The following is a 26,190-nucleotide window of genomic DNA, read 5'->3' on the forward strand; positions in this document are numbered from 1 at the left end:
CCGAGATGATCATTGACGCGCGGGGATTACGCAAGACCTACCGCCCCCGGGGGCGCCGCGGCGCCGCGCCGGTGGAGGCCGTACGAGGAGTCGACCTCCAGGTCGCCGCAGGCGAGATAGTCGGCGTGCTCGGTCCCAACGGCGCCGGGAAGACCACGACGATCCGCATGCTGGCGACGCTGGTCGCGCCCACCGGCGGCACCGCGACGGTGGCCGGGCACGACCTGCTGACCTCCCCCGAACAGGTGCGGCGCCGCATCGGGTACGTCGGCCAGGCCGGCGGGGTCGACGAGAACAACACGGCCCGGGCCAATCTCCGGCTCGCCGCCCGGGTCGACGGCCTGACGGCGGCCGAGGCAGCGGCGCGCACGGAGGAGTTGCTGGCCGCCTTCGACCTGACGGGTCCGGCCGACCGGCCGGCCCGCACCCTGTCCGGCGGGCAGAAGCGGCGCGTCGCGATCGCGCTCGGCCTGGTCCACCGGCCGCCGCTGCTGTTCCTCGACGAGCCCACGACCGGGCTCGACCCGCAGAACCGGGCCAACCTCTGGGAGCAGATCAAGGCGCTGCGCGACGGCGGGACGAGCGTGCTGCTCAGCACCCACTACCTGGACGAGGCCGACGCGCTGTGCGACCGCCTGGTCATCGTCGACCACGGGCTCGTCGTCGCGGCCGGCACACCCGCCGAGCTGAAACGCGAGGTCGCCGGGGATGTCGTGTCCCTGCGCGTGCCCGGCACGGACGAGGCGGCGCGAGTGCTGGACGGCCTGCCGTACACGAGAGAGGTCAGGGCCGACCGCGGCCTGCTGCGCGTCTACCTGGACGACGGCGAGCGGGCGCTGCCGCACCTGCTGGCCGCGCTGGCCGGGCAGGGCCTGGCCCTGGAGTCCGTGGCGCTCGACCGGGCCACGCTCGACGACGTCTTCCTGCACAAGACCGGCCGCTCGCTCCGCGACGCCGCCTGAACCCCGCTCGCAGGAAGCCGCTCACAGAAAGCTGCTCACAGAAAGACTGAGCCATGCTGAAACACACCGGCCTGTTCCTGGCCTACGAGTTGCGCAACACCGCGCGCAACCCGGTCTGGCCGCTGTTCGGCCTCCTCCAGCCCGTCCTCTATCTGCTGCTGTTCGCCCCGCTGCTGGCCAACACCATGCCCGGCGTGCCGGACGAGCGGACGCTCGCCATGTTCACCCCCGGCGTGATGGTGATGATCGCGCTGTTCGGCTCGCTGTTCGTGGGCTTCGGCATGATCGCCGAGATCCGCACCGGAGTGCTCGAACGGCTCGCCGCGAGCCCGGCGAGCCGCCCGGCCATCGTCCTCGGCCGGACACTGCGCGACATGATCGTGCTGGTGGCACAGGCCGTGCTGATCATCGTGGTGGCGCTGCTCATGGGCATGCGGCCCAGCCTGCCGGGCGTCGCCCTGATGCTGCTGCTCATGGCCCTGACCGGCCTTTTCGCCTCCGGCCTGTCGTACGGCCTGGCCCTGGCCGTGCGGGACGAGAACGGAATGTCGCAGATCCTGCAGTTCTTCGCGCTGCCGCTGATCCTGTTCACCGGCATCCTGCTGCCGATGTCGTTCGCCCCGCCGTGGATGCGGACGGTGGCCCAGGTCAACCCGCTCTACCACGCGGTCGAGGCCGGGCGGGCGCTGTTCGCCGGCGACCTCGCGGGCGGCCACGTCGTGCTCGCGTTCGCCCTGATGGCGGTGCTCGCGGTGCCCGCCCTGGCCTGGTCGGTCCGCTCCATGCGCCACCTCGCCGGCTAACCGTTCTTGAGGAAGGCCAGCAGGTCGTCGTTCAGGGCGTCCTTGTGGGTCACGAACAGCCCGTGCCCGCCGGTGGGGTACTCCTTGTAGACCGCCCCGGGCACGAGGGCGGCCGTACGACGGCCGGTCACCTCGACCCGCGCCGACATGTCGGCCGCGCCGTGCACGACGAGCGCCGGAACGGTGATCGCGCGCAGCCCGTCCCGGTGGTCGGCGTGGTAGAGCGCTTCGAACACGCGCGACGTCGCCCACGGCGAGGCCGACAGGCACTGCGCGAGCGTCCAGTCGACGAGCGCCGGGGAGACGTCGTTGCCGAGGTGCGTGGCGAACCACACCTGCGCCTGCCGGGCGAACCACTTCGGCCGGTCGGTCGCGAACTGGGCTAGCGTCGCCCGCAGCGCCTCCTCGGGGGCGCCCTCCGGGTTGTCCGCGGTCCGCTTGAGGAACGGCAGGACGGCGGAGACGAACGCGACCCTGGCCACGCGCTCCTCGCCGTGCCTGGCCAGGTAGCGGGCGACCTCGGCGCCCCCGGCCGAGTGGCCGACCAGGGTCACGCGGCGCAGGCCGAGGTGCTCGATCAGGGCGGCCACGTCGTCCGCCAGACTGTCCAGGTCGTAACCCGTGGAGGGACGGTCGGAGCGGCCGTGCCCGCGCCGGTCCAGCGTCACGCAGCGGTAGCCGCGCTCGACGAAGAACGGAAGCTGGTACTCCCACATGTCGCTGTGCAGCACCCAGCTCGCCAGGAAAAGAATCGGCTCGCCCTGTCCGTAGTCCTCATAGGCCAGCCGCGTGCCGTCGAAGGTCTCGAAGAACATGTCCACTCCCGCTGTCTCGGATCGACAACCGGAGTCTGGCCGGGCGAGCTCAGAAGATCGATTACGTGGGAGGTAAGCGGCGGGGCGCCCCGGCCTGACCGGCCGGAGCGCCCCGCCTCCGACCCGGGTCACCGGACGCGCCCGCACGCGCGATGGCACCGGAGACCGGGCGGTGGTGAAGGAGAGGTTACGCACCACCGACCTTCCCGGTCATCGGTCGAAAGAAGCTGTGGCCCGGTGTAAGGGCTGCTCACGGCTTCGCCATCGGCGTCTGCGGAGATCGTCGGCCCACCGGTCAGGACGAGACGAGGAACTGCGTGGCGGCGAGCTCGCGATAGAGCTCGTCGGCCGCGACCAGCTCGTCGTGGGTGCCCCAGGCCCGCACGCGACCGGCCTCCATCACCACGATCCGGTCGGCGCCGGTCACGGTGGACAGGCGGTGGGCGATCACCAGGACCGTCGTCTCGCGCGCCACCTCCGCCACGACCTCCCGCAGCCGCATCTCGTTGACCGCGTCGAGCTGGGAGGTCGCCTCGTCGAGCAGCAGCAGCCGGGGCCTGCGCAGCAGCGCCCTGGCGATGGCGACCCGCTGCCGCTCGCCGCCCGACAGCAGGACGCCGCGATGGCCGACCGGCGTCTCCAGTCCCTCGGGCAGCCGCTCGACCAGGTCGTCCAGGCGCGTACGGGCGAGTGCGTGAGCGATCTCCTCGCCGGTCGCGCCGGGCGCGCCGAAGACGAGGTTCTCCCGCAACGTCCCCGCGAGCACGGGCGCGTCCTGCTCGACGTAGCCGAGCATGGCCCGCAGCTCGCCGAGCGGCCAGTCGCGGATGTCCCGCCCGCCGACGGTGATCGATCCCTCCTGCGGCTCGTAGAACCGCTCGATGAGGCCGAAGACCGTCGACTTGCCCGCGCCCGAGGGGCCGACCAGCGCGGTCATGCCGCCGGCGGGCACCTCGAACGTCACACCCTGGTGGACCACCGGCCGGTCCTCGCCATAGCGGAAGACGACCCCGGAGAACGTCACCCCGACGGGCTCGCCTCGCGTCCGCGTCACGGGGGCGGCGGCGGGCTCGGTGGGCAGCGCGGCGATCTCCTGGATGCGGGTCACCGCGGCAAGGCCGTTCTGGATCTGCGTGAGGCTCTGGACGATCTGACCGATCGGGGAGACCAGGTAGAAGAGGTACATGAGGAACGCGATCAGGGCGGAGATCTCCATCTCCCCCGCCGCCACCCGCGCCCCGCCGACGCCCAGCACCGCGAGGAACGCGAGCTGGATCGACATCCACGCGCCGATCCCGGCCAGCGACGTCCACGCGGCGGCGGCCACGCCCCGGTCGCGCGCCTCGGCGGCCGCCGCGCCCACCGCCGCGATCTCCCGCGCCTCGGCCCCGCCGGCCTTGACCGTACGGAACGCCTGGAGAGCGCGGTCGAGCACCGAGCCCATCTCACCGAGCGCCTCCTGCGCCTGCAGGGAGGCGCGTCGGATGCGCGGGGCGATGACCACGCCAAGGAGCCCGACCAGCGCGACGACGGCGAGCGTGACCACCAGCAGCAGGCCGTCCATGATCGCCATCATCACGGCGGCGCCCAGGAACGTGAAGACGGAGCCGACCAGCGAGGCCAGCGCGTCCGTGCAGACGGCGCGCAGCAGCGTGGTGTCGGAGCCGACCCGCGACAGCAGGTCGCCGGGCTTGAGCCGGTCCACGTCGGAGACCCTGAGCCGCAGAATGCGGTCCACCAGGCCGCGGCGCGAGTCGAGCACGATCGTCTCGCCCATCCGCTCCAGCAGGAACCGCCCGGCCGCGGAGATCAACGCGCCGGCCAGGACCGCGAGCGACAGCCCGAGCACCGGGCCCACCAGTGCGCCGCCCTCGCCGAACGTGTCGATCACCCGCTTGGCCATGACCGGCATGGCGAGCCCGGTGAGACTGCCGACGAGGCTCAGCAGGCCGCCCAGCAGGAGCACCCGCCGGTGCGGGCGCACCTGGCCGAACAGCAGCCGCCAGGAGGCGCGCTCCCCCAGGGACGCCTTCGTCCTCGGCCCTGGCCGGCCACCGCCGGGGCCGTCGCCGTCCATCCCCATGGAGCCCCCTACGCGCGAACCCGGCGTGCGATCTTCCGGAGACCCTAATTCACCGGAAACGCCGGTGCGCGCGGGGTTTTCGACCTATCGGATCAGTCCACACCGGGGACGTCGAGGTCGAACTCGGCGTCGCCGTCGTCGACGCGGCGCAGCTTGATGTCCTCGGCCCAGGCGTACGCGAAGCGGCGGACGTCGGCGACGCCCTCCTCGTCCAGGCCGCCGAACGCCTCGTCGGCCAGCAGGTCGACGGTCTCCAGCCGCTCGACCAGGTCCTCCACCCGCCACTCGTCGTCGTAGCGCGCGCCGAGCTGTTCGAGCAGGCGGAAGGAGTACAGGCCGGACACCGCGGCCACGTCGGCGAAGTCGCGCGGCAGGCCGCGGTCCTGCAGGGCGCGGACCTTGAGTCCCACGGCGTCGTCCAGGCCGAGCACCCGGCAGGGGCCGATGTCGGCGGGCCGGTCCCGCAGCGGCTCGCGGAGCAGGGCGACCTCGCACGACTGGCCGTTGATCTCGTCGGTGACGACGACGCGGCCGATGCGGGCGCCGGCCTCGCACACCTCGGCCGACAGGCCGGTGCTTCCGAACGCCTCGGCCAGCGCCTGGCCGGCCTCCGCCAGCGGGGCCTCGCCGCCGGTGGCGAAGGTGAGGTCGTCGACCGGCCTCGACGTGCATCCGTGCGCCAGCAGCGCGTAGCCGCCGGCGAGCAGCAGGCCGTACCGGTCGAGGACCGGCCGCGCGTCCTCGATGAGGCGCAGGTGGAACGGGGGCGCCGGGAAGGCGGAAGACGCGGTCACCACCTCAGTATCGCCCGCGCACGCACCGTGATCGTCCCTCATCCGGATACCCCGTAGGCCAGGCGGATCCGCCGGGTGGTGTCCATGATCGCGTACCAGGTGAGGCACAGGTCGGCCTCGGCCTCCTCGCTGCGTGCCTCCGCCGCCATGAGCCGATCCCCTGTCAGCAGCGCCGCCTCCCGTTTGAGCTGCGCCGCCATCCGTTGGAACACGAACCGCTCCCGAGACTCCATTACCGCCCCTCCCGGCCCCCCAACAGCTCTGACATGGGATGAAATACCCACAGAACCAGCCGAAATGCTCTTTGAGCGATCAACACACGTCCCGGTAAGGCGTTCCTGGCAGGTAGCGCGCCCATTCCTCCCTGGTCAGGGTCCGCCCGGCCCGCGCGCACACCTGCCGCGCCACGAGATCCCCGTCCACGGGCATCTCGAACAGGTCCCCGATCTGGTCGGCGACGTACAGGCGCGTGCCGTCGGCGCCGAACGCCGAGGTCAGGCCGAGGTCGGAGAGCAGCGGGACGGCTCCGCCCAGCCGCCGCCCGGCGCGCACGTCCCACAGCTGCACCGTCCCGCGCTCGCTCACCGTGGCGAGGACGTCTCCCCCGGGTGAGAAGGCCAGTGCGTCGATCTGCTCCATCGTCCCGTGCAGCGTGGGCGGCACGGGGGACGGACCCCTGGTGTCCCAGAGGAAGATCCGGCCCGTGATGCCGCCCACGGCGATCAGGTCGCCGGTGGGACTGACGGCGAAGGACTCGGAGGGGATGAACGCCTTGCCCCGCTGCCTGCCGGTGGCCGCGTCCAGGATCCGTCCGTCGGTGCAGACGATCGTCCGCCCGTCGGCGCCGAAGGCGATGTCGCCGGTCTGCCGGTCGAGAGGAATGTCAAGGATCAGGTGGCCGGTGCGCGCGTCCCACTCGATCAGCCGGCTCCCCCGCGTTTCCGGACCGTTGTCCGCCTGCCCGAGCGTGGCCGCGAAGAGCCTGCCGTCCGGGCTGAAGGCGTGGCCCTCCACCAGGAGGCCGCGCGGCGCCCGGTAGCTCCACAGCGGCCGGCGCCCGGCGACGTCCCAGGCGCGCAGCCGCTCGAGCGTGTCGTTGCCGATCACCATGGTCCGGCCCGTACGGTCGAAGATCGCGTCTCCCCAGCCGGCCGTTCCCGGTAGCGACCCGGCCGGTCGCCGCCGGGACACGTCCCACAGCTCCAGGGGGCCGGACTCCTCCGGTTCGATCGCCAGCCAGCGGCCCTCCGGGCTCAGCCAGGTGCGGAAGATCCGGCCCGGCGGGCGGACCGGATCGGCCCGCGGCCGGATGTCCAGGCTGACCACGGCCTCCTCCAGGAGGAAGCGCAGGGTGTGCCCGTCGGGGTCGAGGCGGACGTCCGCCACGTCGTCCTCGGCCCGGTAGGTGAACACCTGCCGGTGGTCGCGCACCCGCCAGACCCTGATGGACCGGTCGGCGAACCCCGCCAGGAAGCGCCCGTCGGCGCTGAATCGCAGGCCGGCGTTCACGGCGTTGGCGGGCTCGTCGGCCCCGCTCTCGGTCCAAGGCCAGTCGTCGTCCCCCGCCTCGGTGATCCGCCGGCCCGTCGCGGCCGAGACGAGGGTGATCTGCCGGCCCCCGCAGGCCATCAGCGCGCCGTCCCGGCTGAAGGCGACGGCCCCCAGCCGTCCGGGACAGGCTCCCCGGAACCTCGGGTCGCGGTCCGGGCCGGGCAGCCGCCGCACGCCGAAGCCGCCGTCCGGGTCGAGCAGCGCGGCGATCCGTCCCGAGCGCGGCAGGACCGGCAGCTCTCCGGGCCAGCCGCCCTCAATCGCCCGGCCGTACGTCCGGCCGTTCGCGAGGTCCCAGACGAAGCCGTTCGTGTCCTCCAGCACGGCGACCTTCGACTCGTCGTCGGTGAACCCGATCTCTCCTCCTGCTCGCGCGCCGGGAACGGCGAGCTCGGCCCGGACCCGGCCGGTGCCCAGGTCCCACACCGTCGCCTTCGTCGTGGTGATCACCGCGACGGACCTGCCGCTCGGGCTGAGCGACACGCCGAGCAGGGGGTCGGAGCGCAGGCCCGGCACCGGGATCCGCCGGAGCAGGCGCCGGCCCCGCACGTCGTGAAGGCTGATTCCGTCGTCCGACACGGTGACGACGGTGCGCCCGTCCCGGCTCAACGCCTGCAGCCCGCCGCCCGGCGGGCGGTAAACCGCGATCTCCGGCTGATAGAGCGAGGACATGAGGCTGGAGCGGGCCTCGGAGCCGCCGTCGAGGCGCCAGGCGGCCACGCTGAGCAGCATGGCGGCGGTGGGGTCGGTGGTGCGCAGGGTCCCGGCGCGCAGCGCCGCCTCCCGGCCGTTGGCCCGGTCGCGCTGCGCGGAGATCTGGTCGCGCTGGGCGGCGATCCGGCTGCCCTGGTAGGCCGCGAGGCCGCCGCCCGCCAGCGACAGCACGAGCAGCACGGCCAGGGCCGCGGTGAGCAGGCGGCGACGGCGGGCTCGCCGCCGAGTCAGCGCGGCCGACGCGTCGAGGAACTCGCGCTCCAGGGCGTTGAGGGCGAGGTGACGGCGACCGGTGACGGCCCAGCCCACGGCCGCGTCCAGGCGGCCGCCCTGCAGCAGGTCGGCCTGGCGGCGACCGGTCGCGGCCCACTGCCGGGCCCTGAGGCGGATCTCCGCGTGGACCGGCAGGCCGTCCCACTCGTCGTCGAGCCAGGCCCGCAGCCGGGGCCAGGCCCGCAGCAGCGCCGGCCGGGCCAGGCCCACCTCGCCGTCCCGCCGCGACAGCACATAGGCGAACAACCGCAGCACCTCGCCCGAACCGGGCGGCAACTCATCCTCGCCCGCCCTGCGCGTCGCGAGCTCACCCTCCGGACCCACCGCGACCAGCCGCAAGAAGATCTGCGGCACCAGATCACGCCCCGCGGGGCCGAGCGTGTCATACGCGTCCTCGGCCAGCGCGCCCAGCGCCGGGTCGGGATCGCCCTGCCCGTGCACCGCCCGCGCCGCCCGGCTGCCCTCCGCCAGCAAGTGCGCGGTGTCCACCCGGCCGCCCCCGCTGATCAGCGCCAACAGCAGGTCGCGGGCGGACGGGCGGGCAGACGGTTCCTTGACCAGCGCCGCGCCGACCAGCGGCCGCAGCGACGCGGGCAGCACCGACAGGTCGGGATCGGCCGACAGCACCCGGTGCATCACCCCGCCCAGACTCTCCGCACGGAACGGATCCTCACCCGTGGCGGCGAACAGCACGATCCCGCCCCAGGCGAACACATCGGCGGCCGGCCCCGCACGCTGCCCGGTGAACACCTCCGGCGCCATGTACGTCGGCGTCCCGGCCACCAGCCCCGTGCTGGTCAGCGACATCTCCAACGTCCTGGCGACGCCGAAATCGATCACCCGGGGGCCGTCCGGGCCGAGCAGCACGTTGTCGGGCTTGAGGTCACGATGCACGACCCCCGCCTCATGGATCGCCGTCAGCGCCGTGGCGATCGCGGTCGCCAGCCGATGCAGGCCGTCCCCGGCGAAGACCTGCCCCTCCTGCACAGCCCGGCGCAGACTCCGCCCCTCGACATACTCACTGACGATGAACGGCCGGGGCCCGTCCAACTCGGCGGCGATGACCGGCGCCGTGCAAAACGACGCCACCAGCCGGGCCGCCGCGGCCTCCCGCCCGAACCGCTCCCGAAGCTCCGGATCCACCGCGGCGTCGCCGTGCAGCACCTTCACCGCCACCCGGCGCCCCTGGCTGTCGTACGCCTCGTACACGACGCCCTGGCCGCCGGAGCCGAGCCGCCCCGACAGCCAGTAACCCCCCAGCCGCTCCGGATCCTCCGGCAGCAGCGTCCCCGTCATGCGTCCACCCCTCGTGCCGGCACGTGGGATTGGACGCCGACGGGCGCGAGAGGGTTCTGCCGGATCCTCGGCGCGTACGCGAATTTCGATCAGATCGCGGCGGGCATCGTCACCATCGGTGCCAGGAGAAGACGAAGCTGACGCCGAAGACGAGCATGGCGAGCAGGATGGCGATCCCCACGAAATTTCCGGCCAGCCCGCCCAGGCCGGTGTCCTCCTCGCTCCTGACGACGTTCACGCTCTCGGGGTCGTAGACGATGCGGACCTTCTCCCCTGTCGCGTACCAGCCGGAGATCTCCTCGACGTGCCGTTGCGTGCCCACCGTGAAACCGATCTTCGTGTAGTTCACGGTGATGGGATGGCCGTCGGTGTCGTTCCATGTCTCCGACCGGGTGGAGAGGGCGACGCCGGTGGTGCGGACGCCGTGCCGCCCGAGGTCCAGGGCCGACACGATGTCGAAGACCTGAGCGACGAGCATCACGATCAGGATGCCGAACCAGGCCGCGAAGAACGCGAACGACCCGACACCCGATAAAGAACGCCGGGATGACCATCGAGCCATCAGTCACAGGCCCCCTTCGCGAAGGCGATCGGGAAAGGCGCGGCTGCCGCCCTGTCTCCTACGACTCCTCCCCGGCCCCGTAGGTTCAAGCACGGCCTCGGCACCTGTCGCGCGGGCGCGCGGAAACACCCGGGCCGGTGAGATGTTCCCGCGCACGGTCCCGCCGCGGAGCCGCTCCGCGTCAGCAGTTGTGCAGGGCGGAGAACTTGCCCGGCCACTTCCAGGACCAGTTCCAGGTGTTCCCGGGGGCGTAGTACGTGCACTTGAAGTCCCTGCGATGGGCCAGGATCACCTTGAACCAGTGCCCCGCGCCACAGCCGTTGGTCACGCTGAGGTGGTCCGTGACGCCGCTGCTCGACAGGTGCCAGTGCACGCACCCCGGAAGAGGGCTGCGCGCCTGGGCGGTGGCCGCGGAGGCCACTCCGCCCGTGGGCAAGAGCAGCGCGGCGACTCCCGCGGACGCCGCGATGGGGAGTGCGATCTTCTTGCTGAGTCGCATGGCTTCTTTCTCCTGTCTCCGGTGAAGCAGTTCGCCTGGACTCGGGCCAGGCATGGCCAGCTCACCTGGGAAGACAGGTGTCCGACAAGCGACGCAACAGAATTGGACGCGATTGGCCGATCTTGTACGGCAGGCGTAGAAGTGAACCGTCAGAGGGGACCATGTGACCGTCCCGTTCCCGTCCCTGGAAAGGTGGGTCCATACATGGGCGACGCGGTGACCTCGCCTCCGCCGGATCCGGCGTCGGCAGACAGCGCTCAGGAATTCATCGACTTACTCAAGCGGCTCAGGACCTGGGCAGGGCAGCCCTCACTGCGCCGCTTGCGTCACCTGGCCGGCCGCTCGACCACCTCCGACGGCCACGAGGTGGACGCCCTGCCGTCGAGCACCGTGTCCTACACCCTCAACGGCCGGGGGCTGCCCGGCCTGCCGCGGCTGGCCTTCGTCGAGGCCTACGTGGCGGCCTGCCTGTCCGCCTGCGAGCTGTCGTCCGCGGAGATCGAGGCTCAGATCGCCCGGTGGCAGGACGCCTGGCGGCGAATAGCCAGCCCTGGTGATCACGAGCCCACCATGGAGCAGACCAAGGGACAGGCCGAGGAGACGACACCCTTGGATGACGCCCCGGGCCCGTCCTCCGGGTCGGCGCTCACTGAGCCGACTCTCACCGGGCCGACTCTCACCGGGCCGACGTCCATCGGGCCGAGCCGTACCCGCGTCCTGTCGGCCGGCCTCGCCGGGCTCGTGGCGGGCGCACTGATCGCCACGGTTGTGACCCTGTTCCTGAGGCCCGCCGGCAACGAGATCCCCTTGGTCCGTGGTGAGGATCCCAACCGGTGCGACGCGCCCAGCGTCTGCTTCTACGACCGCGGGCAGACCGGCCGGTTCCACGACGTCACCGACGACTACCAATCCCTCAACGACAGCCGTGACACGGTGGCCATGGTCAACCCGCGCAAGGACGACGTGGTGTGGCTGCGCTGGGAGGACGGTCACAGCGAGTGCACCATGCCGTTCGCGACCTACCGGCTCGCCCCTGGGGTGGCCGAGATCCGCATCAGCCGCGACTACCGCTGCCCTCCGGACGAGAAGGGCAAGCGTCGCGCCGTCCTGGACCCGGCTGCGGTGGTTCCGGCGCCCCTGCCCCCCTGCTACGTCACCGCCTCCCGGCGGCAGGCGACCGTGGAGACGTCATCGGCCTCGACGGTGCCGACCGGAAGATCCCGGTCCGCTACGTAGGTCGGCTCCACCGGCCTGGTCACGGATCGCCGCACACGCCACCCGGCTTTCGGACGGCGGCGTGGTCTCATCGGGCGCGGGGCCGGCCCGAGCGCCAGGGACGCCCGGGGTGGTCCGCCCCCGGCCGGGGATGGGGGGACACGACCCGCCGCCGGTGCTGCCGGGCCGGCAGCGCGGACGCGGGCAGGTCGTGGCGGCCGGACACGAACTCCTGCACCGCGATCTTCACCCGGATGACCGGGCGGCGCCAGCGCTCCTCCCGGTGGACCGCCTTGGCCATCAGGCGCGGCCGGGGCCGCCTCGCCCGCTCCGAGTAGCACCAGCGGGCCCAGGGCGAGCCGGGACGGGCCACCCGCACCGCCCCCACGTACAGCAGCGGCGGCACGAACAGTCCCAGCAGACCGCTCCAGATCTTCCCCTTGAGCAGGGTGATCATGGCGAAGACGAGGTTGACGAAGAGGAACGCGGGAGCCGTCCAGTGGCCGCCGTCCGCGCCGGTCCAAGCGAGCGGGCGCAGCCCGAGCAGCAGCAGGCCGGTGGCGGCGATCGCCACGAAGACCGCGTCCACCGAGGTGCGGCCCTCCTCCTGCCAGTAGACGTCGCGCAGGTGCAGGATCAGCGCGAACTCGTCGAGCACGAGGGCGGCGCCCACGCCGAACACCGCCGAGGAGAAGGAGTACCACCCCGTGGACGCACCCGACAGGACCAGCCCGGCCACCCCGCCGAGCAGCGTGAGCACCACGCCGAACACCACGTGGTGGATGTGCATCTCGCCCACGCTGACGTTGCCGAGCCACCGCACCCGCGCCCTGATCAGCCGTACGTTCACCCGCGTGAATACGAACGCCGTGATGAGCGCGACGAAGAAGCAGAACAGCGGCAGGCGGTGTGCCTCGATGATGCGTTCGTGAAACCAGTCGGCCATCAAGCGTTCCCCCGGCCTCCGATGCTACGTGGCGGGGGAAGCGGTCAGGCGAGAAAGCCGCGCAGCAGGGCCGCCGTGCCCTCCAGATGCTCAGCCACCGCCCGTTCGGCCGCCTCGGGGTCGCCGTCCAGGATCGCCGCGGCGATGGCGGCGTGCTGGACCGCCGCGTGCTCGATGTTGGGCCGCAGCACGGGGATCGCGTTGAGCAGGTCGGTGACCCGCAGCCTGGCGTCCGCGCACGCGGCGGCCAGCAGCGGCGAGCCGCTCAGCTCCGCGATCGCCAGGTGGAACGCGATGTCCATCCGGCGGTAGTCGGCCGGCGCGGCGTCGTTCACCCCGGCCAGCCGGGCGGCGAGCGTCTCCCGCTGCCGCGGGGTCAGCTCGGTGGTCGCGAGCACCCGGGCCGCCCCGCACTCGACGGCCATCCGGAACGTCAGCGCGTCCTCGAGATCGTCTTCGCCCATGCGGGTGACGGCCCTGCGCAGGTCGCCCTTGCGCGGGCTCGGCGGCCGGTAGACGACGAAGGCACCGCCGTACCGGCCGCGCCGTACGTCGAGGTAGCCGGCCTCCTGCAGCGCGCGGATCGCCTCGCGCAGCGTGACCCTGCTGATGCCGAGCCGGGTGGCCAGCTCGCGCTCCGGCGGCAGCTTCTCGCCGTGCGGGACGACGCCGAGCTTGATGGCCTGGAGCAGACGCTCGACGGTCTCCTCGAACGCGTTGCCCGCCCGCACCGGCCGCAGCAGCGACACCACGCCGGTGATCCCCACGGCCGCGTCCCGGGACGCGGGCTCGGCCGGAGTCCGGGGACGGGAGACGGACGCCTCCGCCGGAGTGATCTCCATGCGCATCATCCCTCCACCCGTCACCGCGGGTCCCCCGTCCCTGTGATCGAGGTTAAACCCCCCGGACATTGTTGACGACGAGGGGAACATGGTGCTTGCATGCCCTCAATGGTCTGATTCCAGACTTTTGGACGGGAGGCACCGTGCTCAGCGTGGAGCGACTCCGCGATGACGTCGAAGCGGGCCGCGTGGACACGGTCCTGCTCGCGGTCACCGACATGCAGGGGCGGCTGCAGGGCAAGCGGCTTTCGGCGCGGTACTTCCTGGAGGAGGTGCTGGACCACGCCGCGGAGGGCTGCAACTACCTGCTCGCGGTGGACGTCGACATGAACACCGTGGACGGCTACGCCATGTCGTCCTGGGAGCGCGGCTACGGCGACTTCGTCATGCGGCCGGACCTGTCGACGCTGCGCCGCGTGCCCTGGCACGAGGGCACCGTGCTGCTGCTGGCCGACCTGGTGTGGGAGGACGGCGCGGACGTCGTGGCCTCCCCCCGGCAGATCCTGCGCCGCCAGCTCGCCCGGCTCGCCGACCGCGGCTGGACCGCGTACGTCGGCACCGAGCTGGAGTTCGTCGTCTACGACGACAGCTACGAGCAGGCCTGGCAGCGGGGCTACCGCGACCTGACCCCGGCCAACCTCTACAACGTCGACTACTCGCTGCTCGGCACCTCCCGCATCGAGCCGCTGCTGCGGAAGATCCGGCTCGGCATGGAGGGTGCCGGACTGTACGTCGAGTCGGCCAAGGGCGAGTGCAACCTCGGCCAGCACGAGATCGCCTTCCGGTACGCCGACGCGCTGACCACCTGCGACAACCACGTGTTCTACAAGAACGGCGCCAAGGAGATCGCCGCCCAGGAGGGCAGGTCGGTCACCTTCATGGCCAAGCCGAACCAGCGCGAGGGCAACTCCTGCCACATCCACATCTCGCTGCGCGACGCCGACGGCGCGCCGGTCATGGCGGGCGGCGAGCCGTACGGGCTGTCGGAGGTCGGGCGGCGGTTCATCGCCGGTCAGCTCACGGCGATGCGCGAGCTGACCCTGCCCTACGCGCCCAACATCAACTCCTACAAGCGGTTCGTGCCCGGCAGCTTCGCCCCCACCGCCGTCAAGTGGGGCCTGGACAACCGCACCTGCTCGCTGCGGCTTGTCGGCCACGGCCCCTCGCTGCGGATCGAGAACCGGGTGCCGGGCGGCGACGTGAATCCGTACCTCGCGGTCGCCGCCATGATCGCGGCGGGGCTGCGCGGCATCGACGCCGGGCTGGAGCTGGAGGAGCCGTTCGCCGGGAACGCCTACGACTCCGGGGCCGAGCGCGTGCCCGCCACGCTCCGCGACGCCCTGGCGCTGTGGGAGGGCTCGCCGATCGCCGAGGAGGCGTTCGGCAAGGACGTGGTCGAGCACTACGCCAACAACGCGAGGGTCGAGCTGGCCGCCTTCGACGCGGCGGTCACCGACTGGGAGCTCTATCGGGGGTTCGAACGGCTGTGAAGATAGTCAATCCGGCGACCGAGGAAGTGATCGCCGAGGTCGAGATGGCGGACGCCGCCGAGGTGGACCGCGTGGTCGAGCGGGCCGCCCGGGCCTTCCCCGCCTGGCGGGCGGTCGCCCCGGGCGAGCGGGCCCGGCTGCTGCGCCGCTTCGCGCAGGTGGTGGAGGACCACGCGGAGGAGCTGGCCCGGCTGGAGATCGCCGGCGCCGGCCACACGATCGGCAACGCCCGCTGGGAGGCGGGCAACGTCCGCGACGTGCTGAACTTCTACGCGGGCGCGCCCGAGCGCGACCACGGCAGGCAGATCCCGGTGCCGGGCGGGGTGGACGTCACGTTCGCCGAGCCGCTGGGCGTGGTGGGGATCATCGTGCCGTGGAACTTCCCGATGGTCATCATGACCTGGGGAGTCGCCCCGGCCCTGGCCGCCGGCAACACGGTCGTCGTCAAGCCGGCCGAGTGGACGCCGCTGACCGCGCTGCGGCTGGCCGAGCTCGCCCTGGAGGCCGGGCTGCCCGAGGGCGTGCTGCAGGTCGTGCCCGGCGAGGGTGAGGTCGCCGGCGCCCGGCTCGTCGAGCACCCGGACGTACGGAAGATCGTGTTCACCGGCTCGACCGAGGTCGGGAAACTGATCGGCGCCAAGGCCGCCGAGCAGGTCAAACGGGTGACGCTGGAGCTGGGCGGCAAGAGCGCCAACATCGTCTTCGCCGACGCCGACCTCGGCAAGGCCGCGGCCTCGGCACCCATGGCGGTCTTCGACAACTCCGGCCAGGACTGCTGCGCCCGCTCGCGCATCCTGGTGGAGCGTTCCGTCTACGACGACTTCCTCGTGCGCCTGTCGCAGGCGGTGCGCGAGGTGCAGGTCGGCGACCCGAACGACCCGGCGACCCAGATGGGCCCGTTGATCAGCGCCGAGCACCGGGAGCGCGTCGCGTCGTTCGTCACCGAGGCGGACGTGTACGCCACCGGGTCGTGCCCGGCGGGCCCCGGCTACTGGTTCCCGCCCACGGTGCTGGCCGGATCGTCCTCGGAGTCCTTCCGCAGGGCGTTCGCCGAGGAGATCTTCGGTCCCGTGGTGTCGGTCGTGCCCTTCGAGGACGAGGCCGACGCGGTGCGGATCGCCAACGACACGGCGTACGGCCTGTCGGGGTCGATCTGGACCCGCGACGTGGGCCGGGCGCTGCGCGTGGCGCGGGCCGTCGAGGCGGGCAACCTGTCGGTGAACTCGCACTCCAGCGTCCGATACTGGACCCCGTTCGGCGGCTTCAAGCAGTCGGGCCTCGGCCGGGAGCTCGGCCCGGACGCCCTGTCGGCCTTCACCGAGACCAAGAACGTCTTCATCTCCACGGAGTAGACCAATGCAGCGTTTGCAGGACCGCGTCGCCGTCATCACCGGGGCGGGCAGCGGCATCGGGCTGGCCACGGCCCACCGGTTCGCCCAGGAGGGCGCCAAGGTCGTGGTCGCCGACCTCGACGAGGAGGCCGGCGCGAAGGCGGCCGGGGAGGTCGGCGGCCGGTTCGTCAAGGCGGACGTGGCGAACGAGGACGACGTCACCCGGATGTACCGGACCGCGTTCGAGGAGTTCGGCAGCGTCGACATCGCGTTCAACAACGCGGGCATCTCGCCGCCGGACGACGACTCCATCCTGGAGACCGGCATCGACGCCTGGCGCCGGGTGCAGGAGGTCAACCTCACCAGCGTCTACCTGTGCTGCAAGCACGCCATCCCGTACATGCGGCGCCAGGGCAAGGGCTCGATCATCAACACCGCGTCGTTCGTCGCGGTCATGGGCTCGGCCACCTCGCAGATCTCCTACACCGCCTCCAAGGGCGGCGTGCTCGCGATGAGCCGCGAACTGGGCGTCCAGTTCGCCCGCGAGGGCATCCGGGTCAACGCGCTGTGCCCCGGGCCTGTGGACACCCCGCTGCTGCGGGAGCTGTTCGCCAAGGACCCCGAGCGCGCCCAGCGCCGTCTCGTCCACGTGCCGATCGGCCGCTTCGCCCGGGCCGAGGAGATCGCCGCGGCGGTCGCGTTCCTCGCCTCCGACGACGCGTCGTTCATCACCGCCTCGGAGTTCCTGGTCGACGGCGGCATCTCCGGCGCGTACGTCACTCCGCTGTAAGGGGGATGCCATGGCCCGTCCCGTGATCGGCGTGACGTGCTACGTCGAGCCGGCGAAGTTCACCGTCTGGGACATGCGGGCGGCGCTGCTGCCGTACATGTACGTCGACCACATCACGCGGGCGGGAGGCCAGCCGGTCATCCTGCCGCCGGCCGGAGAGCCCGCCGCGCTGGCCGGGCGGCTGGACGGGCTGATCATCGCGGGCGGGGGCGACATCGACCCCGCCCGCTACGGCGCGCCGCCCGCCGCGCAGACCGGATACGTCCGGGAGTTCCGCGACGAGGCGGAGTTCGGGCTGATGGAGGCCGCCCTGCGCACCGGCCTGCCGTTCCTCGGCATCTGCCGGGGTCTGCAGGTGCTCAACGTGGCGCTGGGCGGCACCCTCCACCAGCACCTGCCCGACGTGGTCGGCCACACCGCCCACTCCCCCGCCCCCGGGACGTTCGGCCGCCTCCCCGTACGGCTCTCGCCGGGCTTGGCCAAGATCTACGACGGCGAGGACCTCACGCCCGCCCACTACCATCACCAGGCGATCGACCGTCTGGCGGACGGGCTGGAGGTGACCGCCCGTTCGGACGACGGCACGATCGAGGCCGTCGAGGTCACGGGCGCGGCGTTCGCCCTGGCCGTCCAGTGGCACCCGGAGGCCGACGAGGACGGCCCGCTGTTCCACGCCCTCGTGGCCGCCGCCCGCCACTGAGAACCCGCCGCTGAGAACCGGTCATTTAGAACCGGTCGCTGAGAGCCGCGGCGGCCCGCTGAGCGTGGAATACGCACCTTCCGGGCCCTACGCCGCACGCGCGCCGATCATCCGGGTAATCGGGCGTCACGCTCCCTCACCGCCGCCATGGACGGCCGGCCAGAGCTTGATCTGTAACCGATTTCATTTGGGTTATCCGCGTATCCGCGCGTGCGAGGCCGGGCAATGCGGTGCACAGAGCGGCGTTTATGAGCGCCGGAGTGACCGACATAGAAACGGCATATTTTTGACGCAAGCCGCCGGAGAGAGATATGGTCAAATAGCGATCAAAGCCGCGTCGTCGGCGCGTTCACGCTGCTTTCGTGCGGGGGAACCGTGTTATACGCCGTGCTCGGACCGTTCCGGGCCATGAAACCCTCAGGGGACGCCATCGCCGGACTCGCCCCGAGGCACCGGCAGCTCCTCGCCTTGTTCCTGCTCAATCCGAATATCGCGGTTCACCGGGATCGGCTCATCGATCTGTTGTGGAATGGCCGTCCCACTAAATCGGCGCCGCGGAATCTTACCACCTACATCGCACAGGTGCGGCGGCGGCTCTCGCCGCGCGACCCCGACCTTTCTCCGCTGCACACCGTGGAGGGCGGGTACCTTCTTTCGGTGCCGCCGGGATCCGTGGATGCTGCAGTATTCAACCATTTCGCGGCGCAAGGCAGAATCGCTCGCGAGAATGGCGATTACCACAATGCGGCGAGGATGTTCGAGAACGCGCTGAGCCTGTGGCGGGGCGACGCCCTGCTCGCCATGAGACATGTCGACGCGCTCTCCGCGTGGGCCTATCGGCTCGACGAGGACCGTCGCGCGGTGACCGAGGACCTCTTCGACGTCAGGCTGGCACTCGGGCACCATCGCGAGATCGTCGGCGGCCTGGCTCAATGGGCGGGGCGCCACCCGCTGCGCGAACGGCCGCACCGGCAACTCATGCTGGCGCTGCACCGGTCGGGCCGCACCCACGACGCCTCGGCGTCCTACCAGCGACTGCGCCGCACCCTGGTCGACCGCCTCGGCATCGAGCCGTCCTCCGACACCCAGGCCCTCCACCAGCGGATCCTCACCGGCGACGACCTCCCGTCCACCCTCATGCGGCTCCGCGCGGCGCACCGGCCGCCGTGCGACTCCACCCACGGGCTGTGAGGGCGGTCCGGCCGGGTTACGGGGATGGCGGCGAACCACTAGGCTTGCAGCACACCAGTGATCCCGTGCGGGAGAGTGTCCTGGCATCCGGTCAGGGCCCCTGAAGGAGCAAGCCCTCCCCGCGAACCTCTCAAGGCAAAGGACCGTGCGGGCGAGGTGGCCTCTGGAAAGAAGGCCGTGAGGCCTCGCCGAAGGTGAAAGTCCGGTAAAGATCGGACGAAGCTCTCAGGCGCCGATGACAGAGGGGGAGGATGCCCGATAGTCAAAACGCAGCATCCGTCCTTCCGAGGTGCGCATGTCCCGATCCACCCCGCTCCGCGGTGTCCACGAAAGCCTGGGCGCGACCCTGACCGACTTCGCGGGCTGGCAGATGCCCCTGCGCTACGGCAGCGAGGCGGCCGAGCACAACGCGGTGCGCACGGCCGCGGGGCTGTTCGACCTGTCCCACATGGGGGAGATCTTCGTCGTCGGCGCGCAGGCGGGTGAGGCGCTCGACCACGCTCTCGTGGGGCACCTCAGCGTCCTCGCGCCCGGCCGCGCCCGCTACACCATGATCGTGAACGAGACCGGCGGCATCCTCGACGATCTCATCGTCTACCGCCTCGACGAGGACCAGTACATGGTCGTCGCCAACGCCTCCAACTACGCCCTCGTCGCCCGTGAGCTCGCCGACAGGGCCCGCGGCTACGACGCGCGGGTGACCGACAGGTCGGACGAGTACGCGCTGGTCGCGGTGCAGGGCCCGCGCGGCGCCGCGATCCTCACCGCGCTCACCGACGCCGACCTCGACGATCTGAAGTACTACGCCATCGTCCCCGGCGTCGTCGCGGGCACCCCCGCCCTGATCGCACGCACCGGATACACCGGTGAGGACGGCTTCGAACTCTTCGTGCCGAACGAGCACGCCGTGCCGCTGTGGAACGCCCTCGCCGAGGCGGGCGGGGACGCCGGGCTCGTCCCCGCCGGGCTGTCGGCCCGCGACACGCTGCGCCTGGAGGCCGGCATGCCGCTGTACGGCAACGAGCTGAGCGCGGCGATCACGCCGTTCGACGCGGGGCTCGGCCGGGTCGTCCGCTTCGACAAGCCCGGCGACTTCGTGGGTAAGGCCGCCCTCGAGAGGGCGGCGGAGAACGGCACCAAGCGGCGCCTGGTCGGGCTGGTGGCGCGCGGCCGGCGCGTGCCTCGCCACGGCTACTCCGTCACCCGCGAGGGCGCCGTCGTCGGCGAGGTGACCAGCGGGGCCCCGTCGCAGTCCCTCGGCCGCCCGATCGCCATGGCGTACGTCGACGAGGTCGCCTTGGAGAAGGGCGGCCTGGCCGTGGACATCCGGGGCAGCCAAGAACCGGTCGACGTCGTCGATCTGCCTTTCTACAGGAGGAGCAAGTGAGCACCATTCCGGACGACCTGAGCTACACCAAGGAACACGAGTGGGTGGCCGGGCTTGAGGACGGCCGCACCGTGACGGTGGGCATCACGGCGTACGCGGCCGAGCAGCTCGGCGACGTGGTTTACGTGGAGGTGCACTCCGAGGTCGGCGCGACCGTCGCGGCCGGCGACGCGGTCGGCGAGGTGGAGTCCACCAAGTCCGTGAGCGACATCTTCGCGCCTGTCGGCGGCGAGGTCGTCGAGATCAACACCGCCGTCGTGGACAACCCCTCGCTGGTCAACTCCGACCCGTACGGCGAGGGCTGGCTGTTCCGCGTGCGCGTGGAGGAGGAGCCGGACGACCTGCTGTCGGCGGCGGAGTACACCGCGCTGACCTCCGGCGAGTCCTGACAGGCCTGAGAGGCGACGGTCAATGGCGATCAGCGTCTTCGACCTGTTCAAGGTGGGGATCGGGCCGTCCAGCTCGCACACGGGCGGCCCGATGGCGGCGGCGCACAAGTTCGCCCGCGGGCTGCACCAGGACGGGCTGCTGGAGAAGGTGACCCGGGTCGAGGCCATCCTGTACGGCTCGCTCGGGCTCACCGGCAAGGGGCACGGCAGCGACAAGGCGGTCCTGCTCGGCCTGTCCGGCGACAAGCCCGAGCTGGTCGACGTCGACACCGTCGACGAACGGCTGGCGGCGATGCGGGCGAGCGGCACGGTCACGTTGTACGGCGTGCACGAGATCCCGTTCGTGGTCGGGGAGCACCTCGTCTTCGAGCGCAAGCTGTCGCTCCCCCACCACCCGAACGGCATGCGGTTCACGGCGTACGCCGACGACACGGTGCTGCGCGAGAAGGTCTACTACTCGGTCGGCGGCGGCTTCGTGGTGGACGAGAACGCCACCGGCGCCGACCGGATCAAACCCGACGACACCGTGCTGCCGTACGCCTTCACGACCGCACAGGAACTGCTCGCGCACTGCGCCGAGACCGGCCTGTCGATCTCCGGCCTGATGATGGAGAACGAGAAGGCCTTCGGCCGCACGGAGGAGGAGATCCGGACCCGCCTGCTGCACCTGTGGGCGGTGATGGCCGAGTGCGTACGGCGCGGCACCAGCCGCGAGGGCGTCCTGCCGGGCGGCCTCAAGGTGCGCCGCCGGGCCCACCAGCTCTACCGGCGGCTGCAGAGCGAGGCCGACGGGACCGATCCGCTGCGGGCGATGGACTGGGTCTCGCTGTTCGCGCTGGCCGTCAACGAGGAGAACGCCGCGGGCGGCCGGATCGTCACCGCGCCGACCAACGGCGCCGCCGGCATCGTCCCGGCCGTGCTGTCCTACTACATGCGCTTCCTCCCGGGCGCCGGCGAGGACGGCGTCATCCGCTTCCTGCTCACCGCGGGCGCGATCGGCGTGCTGTTCAAGGAGAACGCCTCCATCTCCGGCGCGGAGGTGGGCTGCCAGGGCGAGGTCGGCTCGGCCTGCTCGATGGCGGCGGCGGGCCTCACCGAAGCGCTCGGCGGGACGCCGGAGCAGGTCGAGAACGCCGCCGAGATCGGCATCGAGCACAACCTTGGCCTGACCTGCGACCCGATCGGCGGGCTCGTCCAGATCCCGTGCATCGAGCGCAACGCCGTCGCCTCGATCAAGGCGATCGCCGCCGCCCGCATCGCGCTGCGCGGCGACGGCCGCCACTTCGTGTCGCTGGACAAGGCGATCAAGACGATGCGCGACACCGGCAGGGACATGCTCGACAAGTATAAGGAGACCTCACGCGGCGGCCTCGCCGTCAACGTCATCGAGTGCTGACCCCCCACCCCCACCGTGATCTTGTAGTTTGTCGCACGCGATGCCCCTCACCTGCACCGGAACCCTTCGTGATCATGCAGGAAATCGGCGAGCACCCACCTGACCTGCCGTGGAACCGTTCGTGATCATGCACCCGGGCAGAACGTCGGCCGGAGCCAATAAGGTGGTGACTTCCCCGGCGAGGAGGAGGGCCGTCACGTGAGGTGGCGCGAGGCGCTGCGCCCGCATCGGGCGTTCCTGGTCGTGCTGGCGGCGGGCGTCGCACTGCGTGCGCTCGCCGTGCTCGGCTACCGGCCCGCCCTGTGGTTCTGGGCCGACTCCTTCGCCTACCTCAGCTCGGCACTCGACCTGCGGCCACTGCCCTCGCGGCCGTCCGGCTACTCGCTGTTCCTGGCGGCGCTGAGCCCGCTGGGCAGCATCACCGCCGTCGTGATCGTCCAGCACCTGCTCGGTCTCGGCATGGCCGTCTGCGTGTACGCGGTGCTGCGCCGCCGCACCCGGCTGCCGGGCTGGGGAGCGGCCCTGGCGGCGGCGCCGGTGCTTCTCGACGTCCACCAGATCCAGCTCGAACACCTCGTCATGGCGGACCTGCTGTTCACCGCACTGGTCGTGGCCGCCGTGACGATCCTGCTGTGGCGTCCCAGGCCCGGCGCGTGGGCCGTCGTCGCGGCGCTGCTGCTGCTCGGGTTCGCCACGGTCACCCGCACCCTCGGGCTGCCCCTGATCGCACTGGCGCTGCTGCCTGTGGTGCTGGCCGGACGCTGGAGGGCCGCGCTCGCGGGGCTCGCCGCCGCGTCCGCCGTGCTCGGCGGGTACGCCGTCTGGTTCCACGACGCCCACGGGTCGTACGGGATGGGCGGCAGCAGCACGTGGCTGTGGTCGCGCACGATGACCTTCGCCGACTGCTCGGTCATGAAGCCGCCGAAGGAGCTGGCGGTGCTGTGCCCGTCGGGGCCCCGGCTCGCCGCGCCCGCCTACATCTGGGCCGCCGACTCGCCCATCCAGCGGGTGAAGAAGGACAAGGACCGGCTGGCGAGCGAGTTCGCCTCGCTGGCGATCCGCAGTCAGCCCCTCGACTTCCTGACGACCGGGCTGCACGACGCCATGTGGGCGTTCGAATGGGACCGGAAGGTCTACCCTGCCCCGGGCCCGCAGAGCGCGTACGTGTTCCCCGCCTCGGTGAAGCCGTTCACCTCAAAGGTGGCCTCCGGCGGCCGTACGGCCGGTGAGCTGACCACCGCCTACCAGGGAAGCTCCGGGGACACCAAGGTGGTCGAGCCGTTCGCGGGATGGCTGCGCGCCTACCAGGAGCAGGGCTTCCTGCGGGGGCCGCTGCTGGCGGTGATCCTTCTGGCCGGGCTCGCCGGGCTGGTGGCCCGGCGGTGGACGGCGCTGCTCCCTTGGGCCGCGGCGGCGGTTCTGCTTCTGCTGCCACCCCTGATCGCCGCCTTCGACCACCGCTATGTGGTGCCCGTCGTGCCGCTCGCCTGTCTGGCCGCCGGGCTCGCCCTCGGCACGGGCGCGACCCCCGCGCCATGGCGCAGGGAGGGGCGGTCAGCGGCGGCGGACGTGAAGGCGAACGACCGCAAGCGCGTCGTCGCTGCCGACCGCGCGGCGAACGCGTGAGACCGCCGACTCGTCCAGCCGCCTGATCACCTGTCGCAGGTCGGCCGACCGCCGGAGCGACACCGACACCCGCACCCTGCCGTCGCGCACGAGCCTGACCGAGATGCGGCCGATCCCGTCGATCCCCTTCAGCGCCACGCCGAGCATGGCGATGCCGGCGCCGGTGCGGCTGCCGACCCGGCCCCAGCCGAGCGCCATGAGGAGCCAGCGGGTCGCGACCAGGGCGAGCACCATCGCCGCCCCGGCCAGCAGGGGCAGCGCCCACGGCTTCCCGTCGGCCACGCTCCCGTCGGCCACGCTCGCGTCGATCAGGACCGCGCCGGGCCGCCGGCGCACGATGGCCAGCAGGCCGAAACCTCCCGCGACCAGCGCGAGACCCACCAGCAAGAGCCCGACGCGGTTCCCCCATCGCGGACGCACCTCAGCCCCCTCTCCTGCGCAGCCGTACGACCACCTCGTGGCGGGACCGTACGCCGAGACCCGACAGCCGGTCCCCGACCGCGGCGCCGACCTCGCGCAGCAGGGCGCCGGTCGTGTTCGCGTCGGCTACCACGGCGACCTCGATCCGCCTGCGGAGGATGTGGACGCCGGCCCGCCGGACGTGCTCGACCTCCCTGGCCGAGGCGGCGAGCGTCCTGCGCAGGCCGGCGCGGGTCAGGCCCATCGCGAGCAGCGGGTCCGTGCACTCCAGGGGCATGAGCCGGGGACGGCCGGGAACGAGCGCGAGGGCCACCAGGCCCGCACCGCAGACGATCATGCCGACCGCGGCGGCGGGAACGGCGGGGTCGGCCGTCGTGAGGTTCAGCAGCCGGGGCGGCAGCCGCAAGTCCGGGGACAGGCCGAGCATGACGGCGACGACCACGGCGGTGAGCACCCAGCCGAGCAGGGCGATCACGGCGGCGACCACGACGGCGGCCGGGGTCCGGCCCGGCCGCAGGAGGCGCACGGCGCTCCGCCGGCCCGCCGCGGCGCCCCTGCCGCCTGTATCGCTTCCGGCGCCCTTGACGCCTTCGCCGCCGCCCACACTCCGGGCGCCTCGGGCGCCGCCGGCGTCCTCGGCGCCTCCGCCCTTGGCGCTCCTCGCCGACGAACCCGCCAGGATTCCCTGCACGACGCTCATCAGCCGTTCACCCTTCCCGTTCACCGTGCCGGGTCCGCTCGGTAGTCACGTCATCATGGGTACACGGAGCGGTGGCGGGACGGGCGGGTCACCCGCGCCCTTGCGCGATCATGGAGGACCCAGGGCGAGGATTTTGCCCAGGCGCGGTTAACGTGAACGCCGCTCATGTATTTCCCGGCGGCGCCGTATTAGGCTGCGCCCATGGACGACCGACAGCGCCTCGACCAGGCGACGGCCCACCTTGAGCCGCCCTTCGCGGTCCTCGACATGGACGCGCTCCGGTCGAACGCGGCCGCCATGGTGCGCCGGGCCCGGGGCAAGCCGATCCGGGTGGCCAGCAAGTCGATCCGCTGCCGGGCCGTGCTCGAACAGGTCCTGCGCATGGACGGCGTCTCGGGCGTCATGGCCTTCACGCTGCCCGAGGCGCTGTGGCTGGTCTCCACCGGCCTGCGGGACGTGCTCGTGGCCTATCCCACGGCCGACAGGACCGCGCTGCGCGCCCTGGGATCGGACGAGGTCGCGGCGCGGGAGATCACCGTCATGGTGGACTCGCCCGAACACCTCGACCTCATCGAGAGCCTGCGGCTCCCCCACCGCATCCGGGTGTGCCTGGACATCGACGCCGGGTTCGTGGCCTTCGGCGGCGCGTTCCGGGCGGGCGCGCTGCGGTCGCCGATCCGTGAACCCGAGCAGGCCGCCGAGATCGCCGCGCACATCGCCAAGCGTCCCGGGCTGCGGCTGACCGGGCTCATGGCGTACGAGGCCCAGATCGCCGGGGTGGGCGACGACGTTCCGGGACCGTACGGCCGCGCGCTGCGCTGGATGCAGGAACGGTCGCGCCGCGAGCTGGTCGTGCGGCGCGGCCGGATCGTGCAGGCCGTACGCCAGGTCGCCGACCTGGAGTTCGTCAACGGCGGCGGAACGGGAAGCATCGAGAAGACCGCCGCCGAGCGGGCGATCACCGAGGTCGCGGCGGGCTCGGGCTTCTTCCATCCCCGGCTGTTCGACTTCTACCGGGGCTTCACCGGCCGTCCGGCGGCGCTGTTCGCCCTGCCGGTCGTGCGCAAGCCGGCGCCGGACGTCGCCACCGTGCTCGGAGGGGGCTACCCCGCCTCCGGGGCCTCCGGGGCCACCCGGCTGCCCCAGCCGTACCTGCCGGCGGGGCTCAGATACCACCCGGACGAGGGGGCGGGCGAGGTGCAGACGCCGCTTCTGGGCGAGGCCGCCGCCGACCTCCGCCTGGGCGACCGCGTCTGGTTCCGCCACGCGAAGGCCGGGGAGCTGTGCGAGCGGTTCGCCACTCTGCACCTGGTCGAGGGCGATCGGGTGACCGAGGAGGTCCCGACCTATCGCGGCGAGGGCAGGACGTTCCTGTGACCGCCGGCCCGGCCTTGTGACGGACCCTTCGAATACGC

Annotated in this window: 24 protein-coding genes and 2 riboswitches; of the genes, 13 read left to right on the forward strand and 11 right to left on the reverse strand. The window is 72.1% G+C overall.

Annotation, left to right across the window (positions count from 1 at the left end; genetic code table 11):
* Window positions 1-5: 5 nt before the first annotated feature.
* A complete protein-coding gene (locus ACIBK1_RS17740) occupies window positions 6-962 on the forward strand; it encodes an ABC transporter ATP-binding protein (protein ID WP_030510879.1) in 957 nt (318 codons plus the stop codon).
* A 53-nt stretch (window positions 963-1,015) separates the two neighbouring features.
* Window positions 1,016-1,765, forward strand: a complete 750-nt coding sequence (locus ACIBK1_RS17745) for an ABC transporter permease (RefSeq protein WP_396736147.1) — start codon at window positions 1,016-1,018, stop codon at window positions 1,763-1,765.
* Here ACIBK1_RS17745 and ACIBK1_RS17750 read toward each other — a convergent pair.
* The 7 genes from ACIBK1_RS17750 to ACIBK1_RS17780 all read right to left on the reverse strand — a co-directional run bounded on the left by ACIBK1_RS17750 (window position 1,762) and on the right by ACIBK1_RS17780 (window position 10,352).
* The gene (locus ACIBK1_RS17750) at window positions 1,762-2,580 is read right to left on the reverse strand and encodes an alpha/beta fold hydrolase (protein ID WP_363418212.1); all 819 of its coding nucleotides are present in this window, start codon (window positions 2,578-2,580) and stop codon (window positions 1,762-1,764) included. The genes ACIBK1_RS17745 and ACIBK1_RS17750 overlap by 4 nt on opposite strands.
* 295 nt (window positions 2,581-2,875) lie before the next feature.
* On the reverse strand, window positions 2,876-4,663 hold the full coding sequence (locus ACIBK1_RS17755; RefSeq protein WP_396736150.1) for an ABC transporter ATP-binding protein: 1,788 nt from the start codon (window positions 4,661-4,663) through the stop codon (window positions 2,876-2,878).
* A 92-nt stretch (window positions 4,664-4,755) separates the two neighbouring features.
* Window positions 4,756-5,457, reverse strand: coding sequence for a hypothetical protein (locus ACIBK1_RS17760; protein WP_396736153.1), 702 nt, complete (start codon window positions 5,455-5,457; stop codon window positions 4,756-4,758).
* A gap of 38 nt (window positions 5,458-5,495) precedes the next feature.
* The gene (locus tag ACIBK1_RS17765) at window positions 5,496-5,669 is read right to left on the reverse strand and encodes a hypothetical protein (protein ID WP_156081130.1); all 174 of its coding nucleotides are present in this window, start codon (window positions 5,667-5,669) and stop codon (window positions 5,496-5,498) included.
* 100 nt (window positions 5,670-5,769) lie between these two features.
* Window positions 5,770-9,291, reverse strand: a complete 3,522-nt coding sequence (locus ACIBK1_RS17770; protein ID WP_396736156.1) for a WD40 repeat domain-containing serine/threonine protein kinase — start codon at window positions 9,289-9,291, stop codon at window positions 5,770-5,772.
* A 109-nt stretch (window positions 9,292-9,400) separates the two neighbouring features.
* A complete protein-coding gene (locus ACIBK1_RS17775) occupies window positions 9,401-9,853 on the reverse strand; it encodes a DUF3592 domain-containing protein (RefSeq protein ID WP_030510886.1) in 453 nt (150 codons plus the stop codon).
* 181 nt (window positions 9,854-10,034) lie between these two features.
* Complete coding sequence (locus ACIBK1_RS17780; protein WP_076434886.1) at window positions 10,035-10,352, reverse strand: hypothetical protein; 318 nt, start codon at window positions 10,350-10,352, stop codon at window positions 10,035-10,037.
* 204 nt (window positions 10,353-10,556) lie between these two features.
* Between ACIBK1_RS17780 and ACIBK1_RS17785 the strand changes: the two genes are divergently transcribed.
* Window positions 10,557-11,588, forward strand: coding sequence for a hypothetical protein (locus ACIBK1_RS17785; RefSeq protein WP_396736159.1), 1,032 nt, complete (start codon window positions 10,557-10,559; stop codon window positions 11,586-11,588).
* Between the two features lie 67 nt (window positions 11,589-11,655).
* Here the strand turns inward: ACIBK1_RS17785 and ACIBK1_RS17790 are convergent, their stop codons facing one another.
* Together ACIBK1_RS17790 and ACIBK1_RS17795 are read right to left on the reverse strand one after the other, a co-directional pair.
* Window positions 11,656-12,513: a hypothetical protein gene (locus ACIBK1_RS17790; RefSeq protein ID WP_051762331.1), complete on the reverse strand. Its 858-nt coding sequence runs from the start codon at window positions 12,511-12,513 to the stop codon at window positions 11,656-11,658.
* Window positions 12,514-12,557: 44 nt separating this feature from the next.
* Complete coding sequence (locus ACIBK1_RS17795; RefSeq protein WP_051762354.1) at window positions 12,558-13,355, reverse strand: FadR/GntR family transcriptional regulator; 798 nt, start codon at window positions 13,353-13,355, stop codon at window positions 12,558-12,560.
* 152 nt (window positions 13,356-13,507) lie between these two features.
* On the opposite strand from ACIBK1_RS17795, the gene ACIBK1_RS17800 reads away from it, so the two are divergent.
* The 9 genes from ACIBK1_RS17800 (at window position 13,508) to ACIBK1_RS17840 (ending at window position 23,655) form a co-directional block, all read left to right on the forward strand.
* Window positions 13,508-14,845 carry a glutamine synthetase family protein gene (locus ACIBK1_RS17800; RefSeq protein WP_396736162.1) on the forward strand — a complete coding sequence of 446 codons (1,338 nt, stop codon included), beginning with the start codon at window positions 13,508-13,510 and terminating at the stop codon, window positions 14,843-14,845.
* On the forward strand, window positions 14,812-16,197 hold the full coding sequence (locus ACIBK1_RS17805; RefSeq protein ID WP_435872120.1) for an aldehyde dehydrogenase family protein: 1,386 nt from the start codon (window positions 14,812-14,814) through the stop codon (window positions 16,195-16,197). The genes ACIBK1_RS17800 and ACIBK1_RS17805 overlap by 34 nt, the downstream gene beginning before the upstream one ends.
* Window positions 16,198-16,201: 4 nt before the next feature.
* Window positions 16,202-16,966 (forward strand): 3-oxoacyl-ACP reductase, encoded by a 765-nt coding sequence (locus ACIBK1_RS17810; RefSeq protein ID WP_396736165.1) that lies wholly within the window; start codon window positions 16,202-16,204, stop codon window positions 16,964-16,966.
* A 10-nt stretch (window positions 16,967-16,976) separates the two neighbouring features.
* Window positions 16,977-17,666, forward strand: coding sequence for a gamma-glutamyl-gamma-aminobutyrate hydrolase family protein (locus ACIBK1_RS17815; protein WP_396736168.1), 690 nt, complete (start codon window positions 16,977-16,979; stop codon window positions 17,664-17,666).
* A 408-nt stretch (window positions 17,667-18,074) separates the two neighbouring features.
* Window positions 18,075-18,857: an AfsR/SARP family transcriptional regulator gene (locus ACIBK1_RS17820; RefSeq protein WP_156081131.1), complete on the forward strand. Its 783-nt coding sequence runs from the start codon at window positions 18,075-18,077 to the stop codon at window positions 18,855-18,857.
* A gap of 58 nt (window positions 18,858-18,915) precedes the next feature.
* A riboswitch (glycine riboswitch) is annotated at window positions 18,916-19,013 on the forward strand.
* Window positions 19,014-19,109, forward strand: a riboswitch (glycine riboswitch).
* 43 nt (window positions 19,110-19,152) lie between these two features.
* The gene (gcvT, locus tag ACIBK1_RS17825) at window positions 19,153-20,244 is read left to right on the forward strand and encodes a glycine cleavage system aminomethyltransferase GcvT (protein WP_030510896.1); all 1,092 of its coding nucleotides are present in this window, start codon (window positions 19,153-19,155) and stop codon (window positions 20,242-20,244) included.
* Window positions 20,241-20,633, forward strand: a complete 393-nt coding sequence (gcvH, locus tag ACIBK1_RS17830) for a glycine cleavage system protein GcvH (RefSeq protein ID WP_030510897.1) — start codon at window positions 20,241-20,243, stop codon at window positions 20,631-20,633. Before gcvT ends, gcvH begins: the two co-directional genes overlap by 4 nt.
* 22 nt (window positions 20,634-20,655) lie before the next feature.
* A complete protein-coding gene (locus ACIBK1_RS17835; RefSeq protein WP_076434878.1) occupies window positions 20,656-22,029 on the forward strand; it encodes an L-serine ammonia-lyase in 1,374 nt (457 codons plus the stop codon).
* A 198-nt stretch (window positions 22,030-22,227) separates the two neighbouring features.
* Complete coding sequence (locus ACIBK1_RS17840; RefSeq protein WP_036408300.1) at window positions 22,228-23,655, forward strand: hypothetical protein; 1,428 nt, start codon at window positions 22,228-22,230, stop codon at window positions 23,653-23,655.
* Here ACIBK1_RS17840 and ACIBK1_RS17845 read toward each other — a convergent pair.
* Together ACIBK1_RS17845 and ACIBK1_RS17850 are read right to left on the reverse strand one after the other, a co-directional pair.
* Window positions 23,584-24,075, reverse strand: a complete 492-nt coding sequence (locus tag ACIBK1_RS17845; protein WP_357329070.1) for a hypothetical protein — start codon at window positions 24,073-24,075, stop codon at window positions 23,584-23,586. The genes ACIBK1_RS17840 and ACIBK1_RS17845 overlap by 72 nt on opposite strands.
* A gap of 1 nt (window position 24,076) precedes the next feature.
* A complete protein-coding gene (locus ACIBK1_RS17850) occupies window positions 24,077-24,775 on the reverse strand; it encodes a DUF6286 domain-containing protein (RefSeq protein WP_396736172.1) in 699 nt (232 codons plus the stop codon).
* Between the two features lie 201 nt (window positions 24,776-24,976).
* On the opposite strand from ACIBK1_RS17850, the gene ACIBK1_RS17855 reads away from it, so the two are divergent.
* Window positions 24,977-26,152, forward strand: coding sequence for an amino acid deaminase/aldolase (locus ACIBK1_RS17855; protein ID WP_030510902.1), 1,176 nt, complete (start codon window positions 24,977-24,979; stop codon window positions 26,150-26,152).
* The last annotated feature ends 38 nt before the right edge of the window (window positions 26,153-26,190 follow it).

The sequence above is a fragment of the Microbispora rosea genome (assembly GCF_044460045.1).
GTDB classification, from domain to species: domain Bacteria; phylum Actinomycetota; class Actinomycetes; order Streptosporangiales; family Streptosporangiaceae; genus Microbispora; species Microbispora rosea.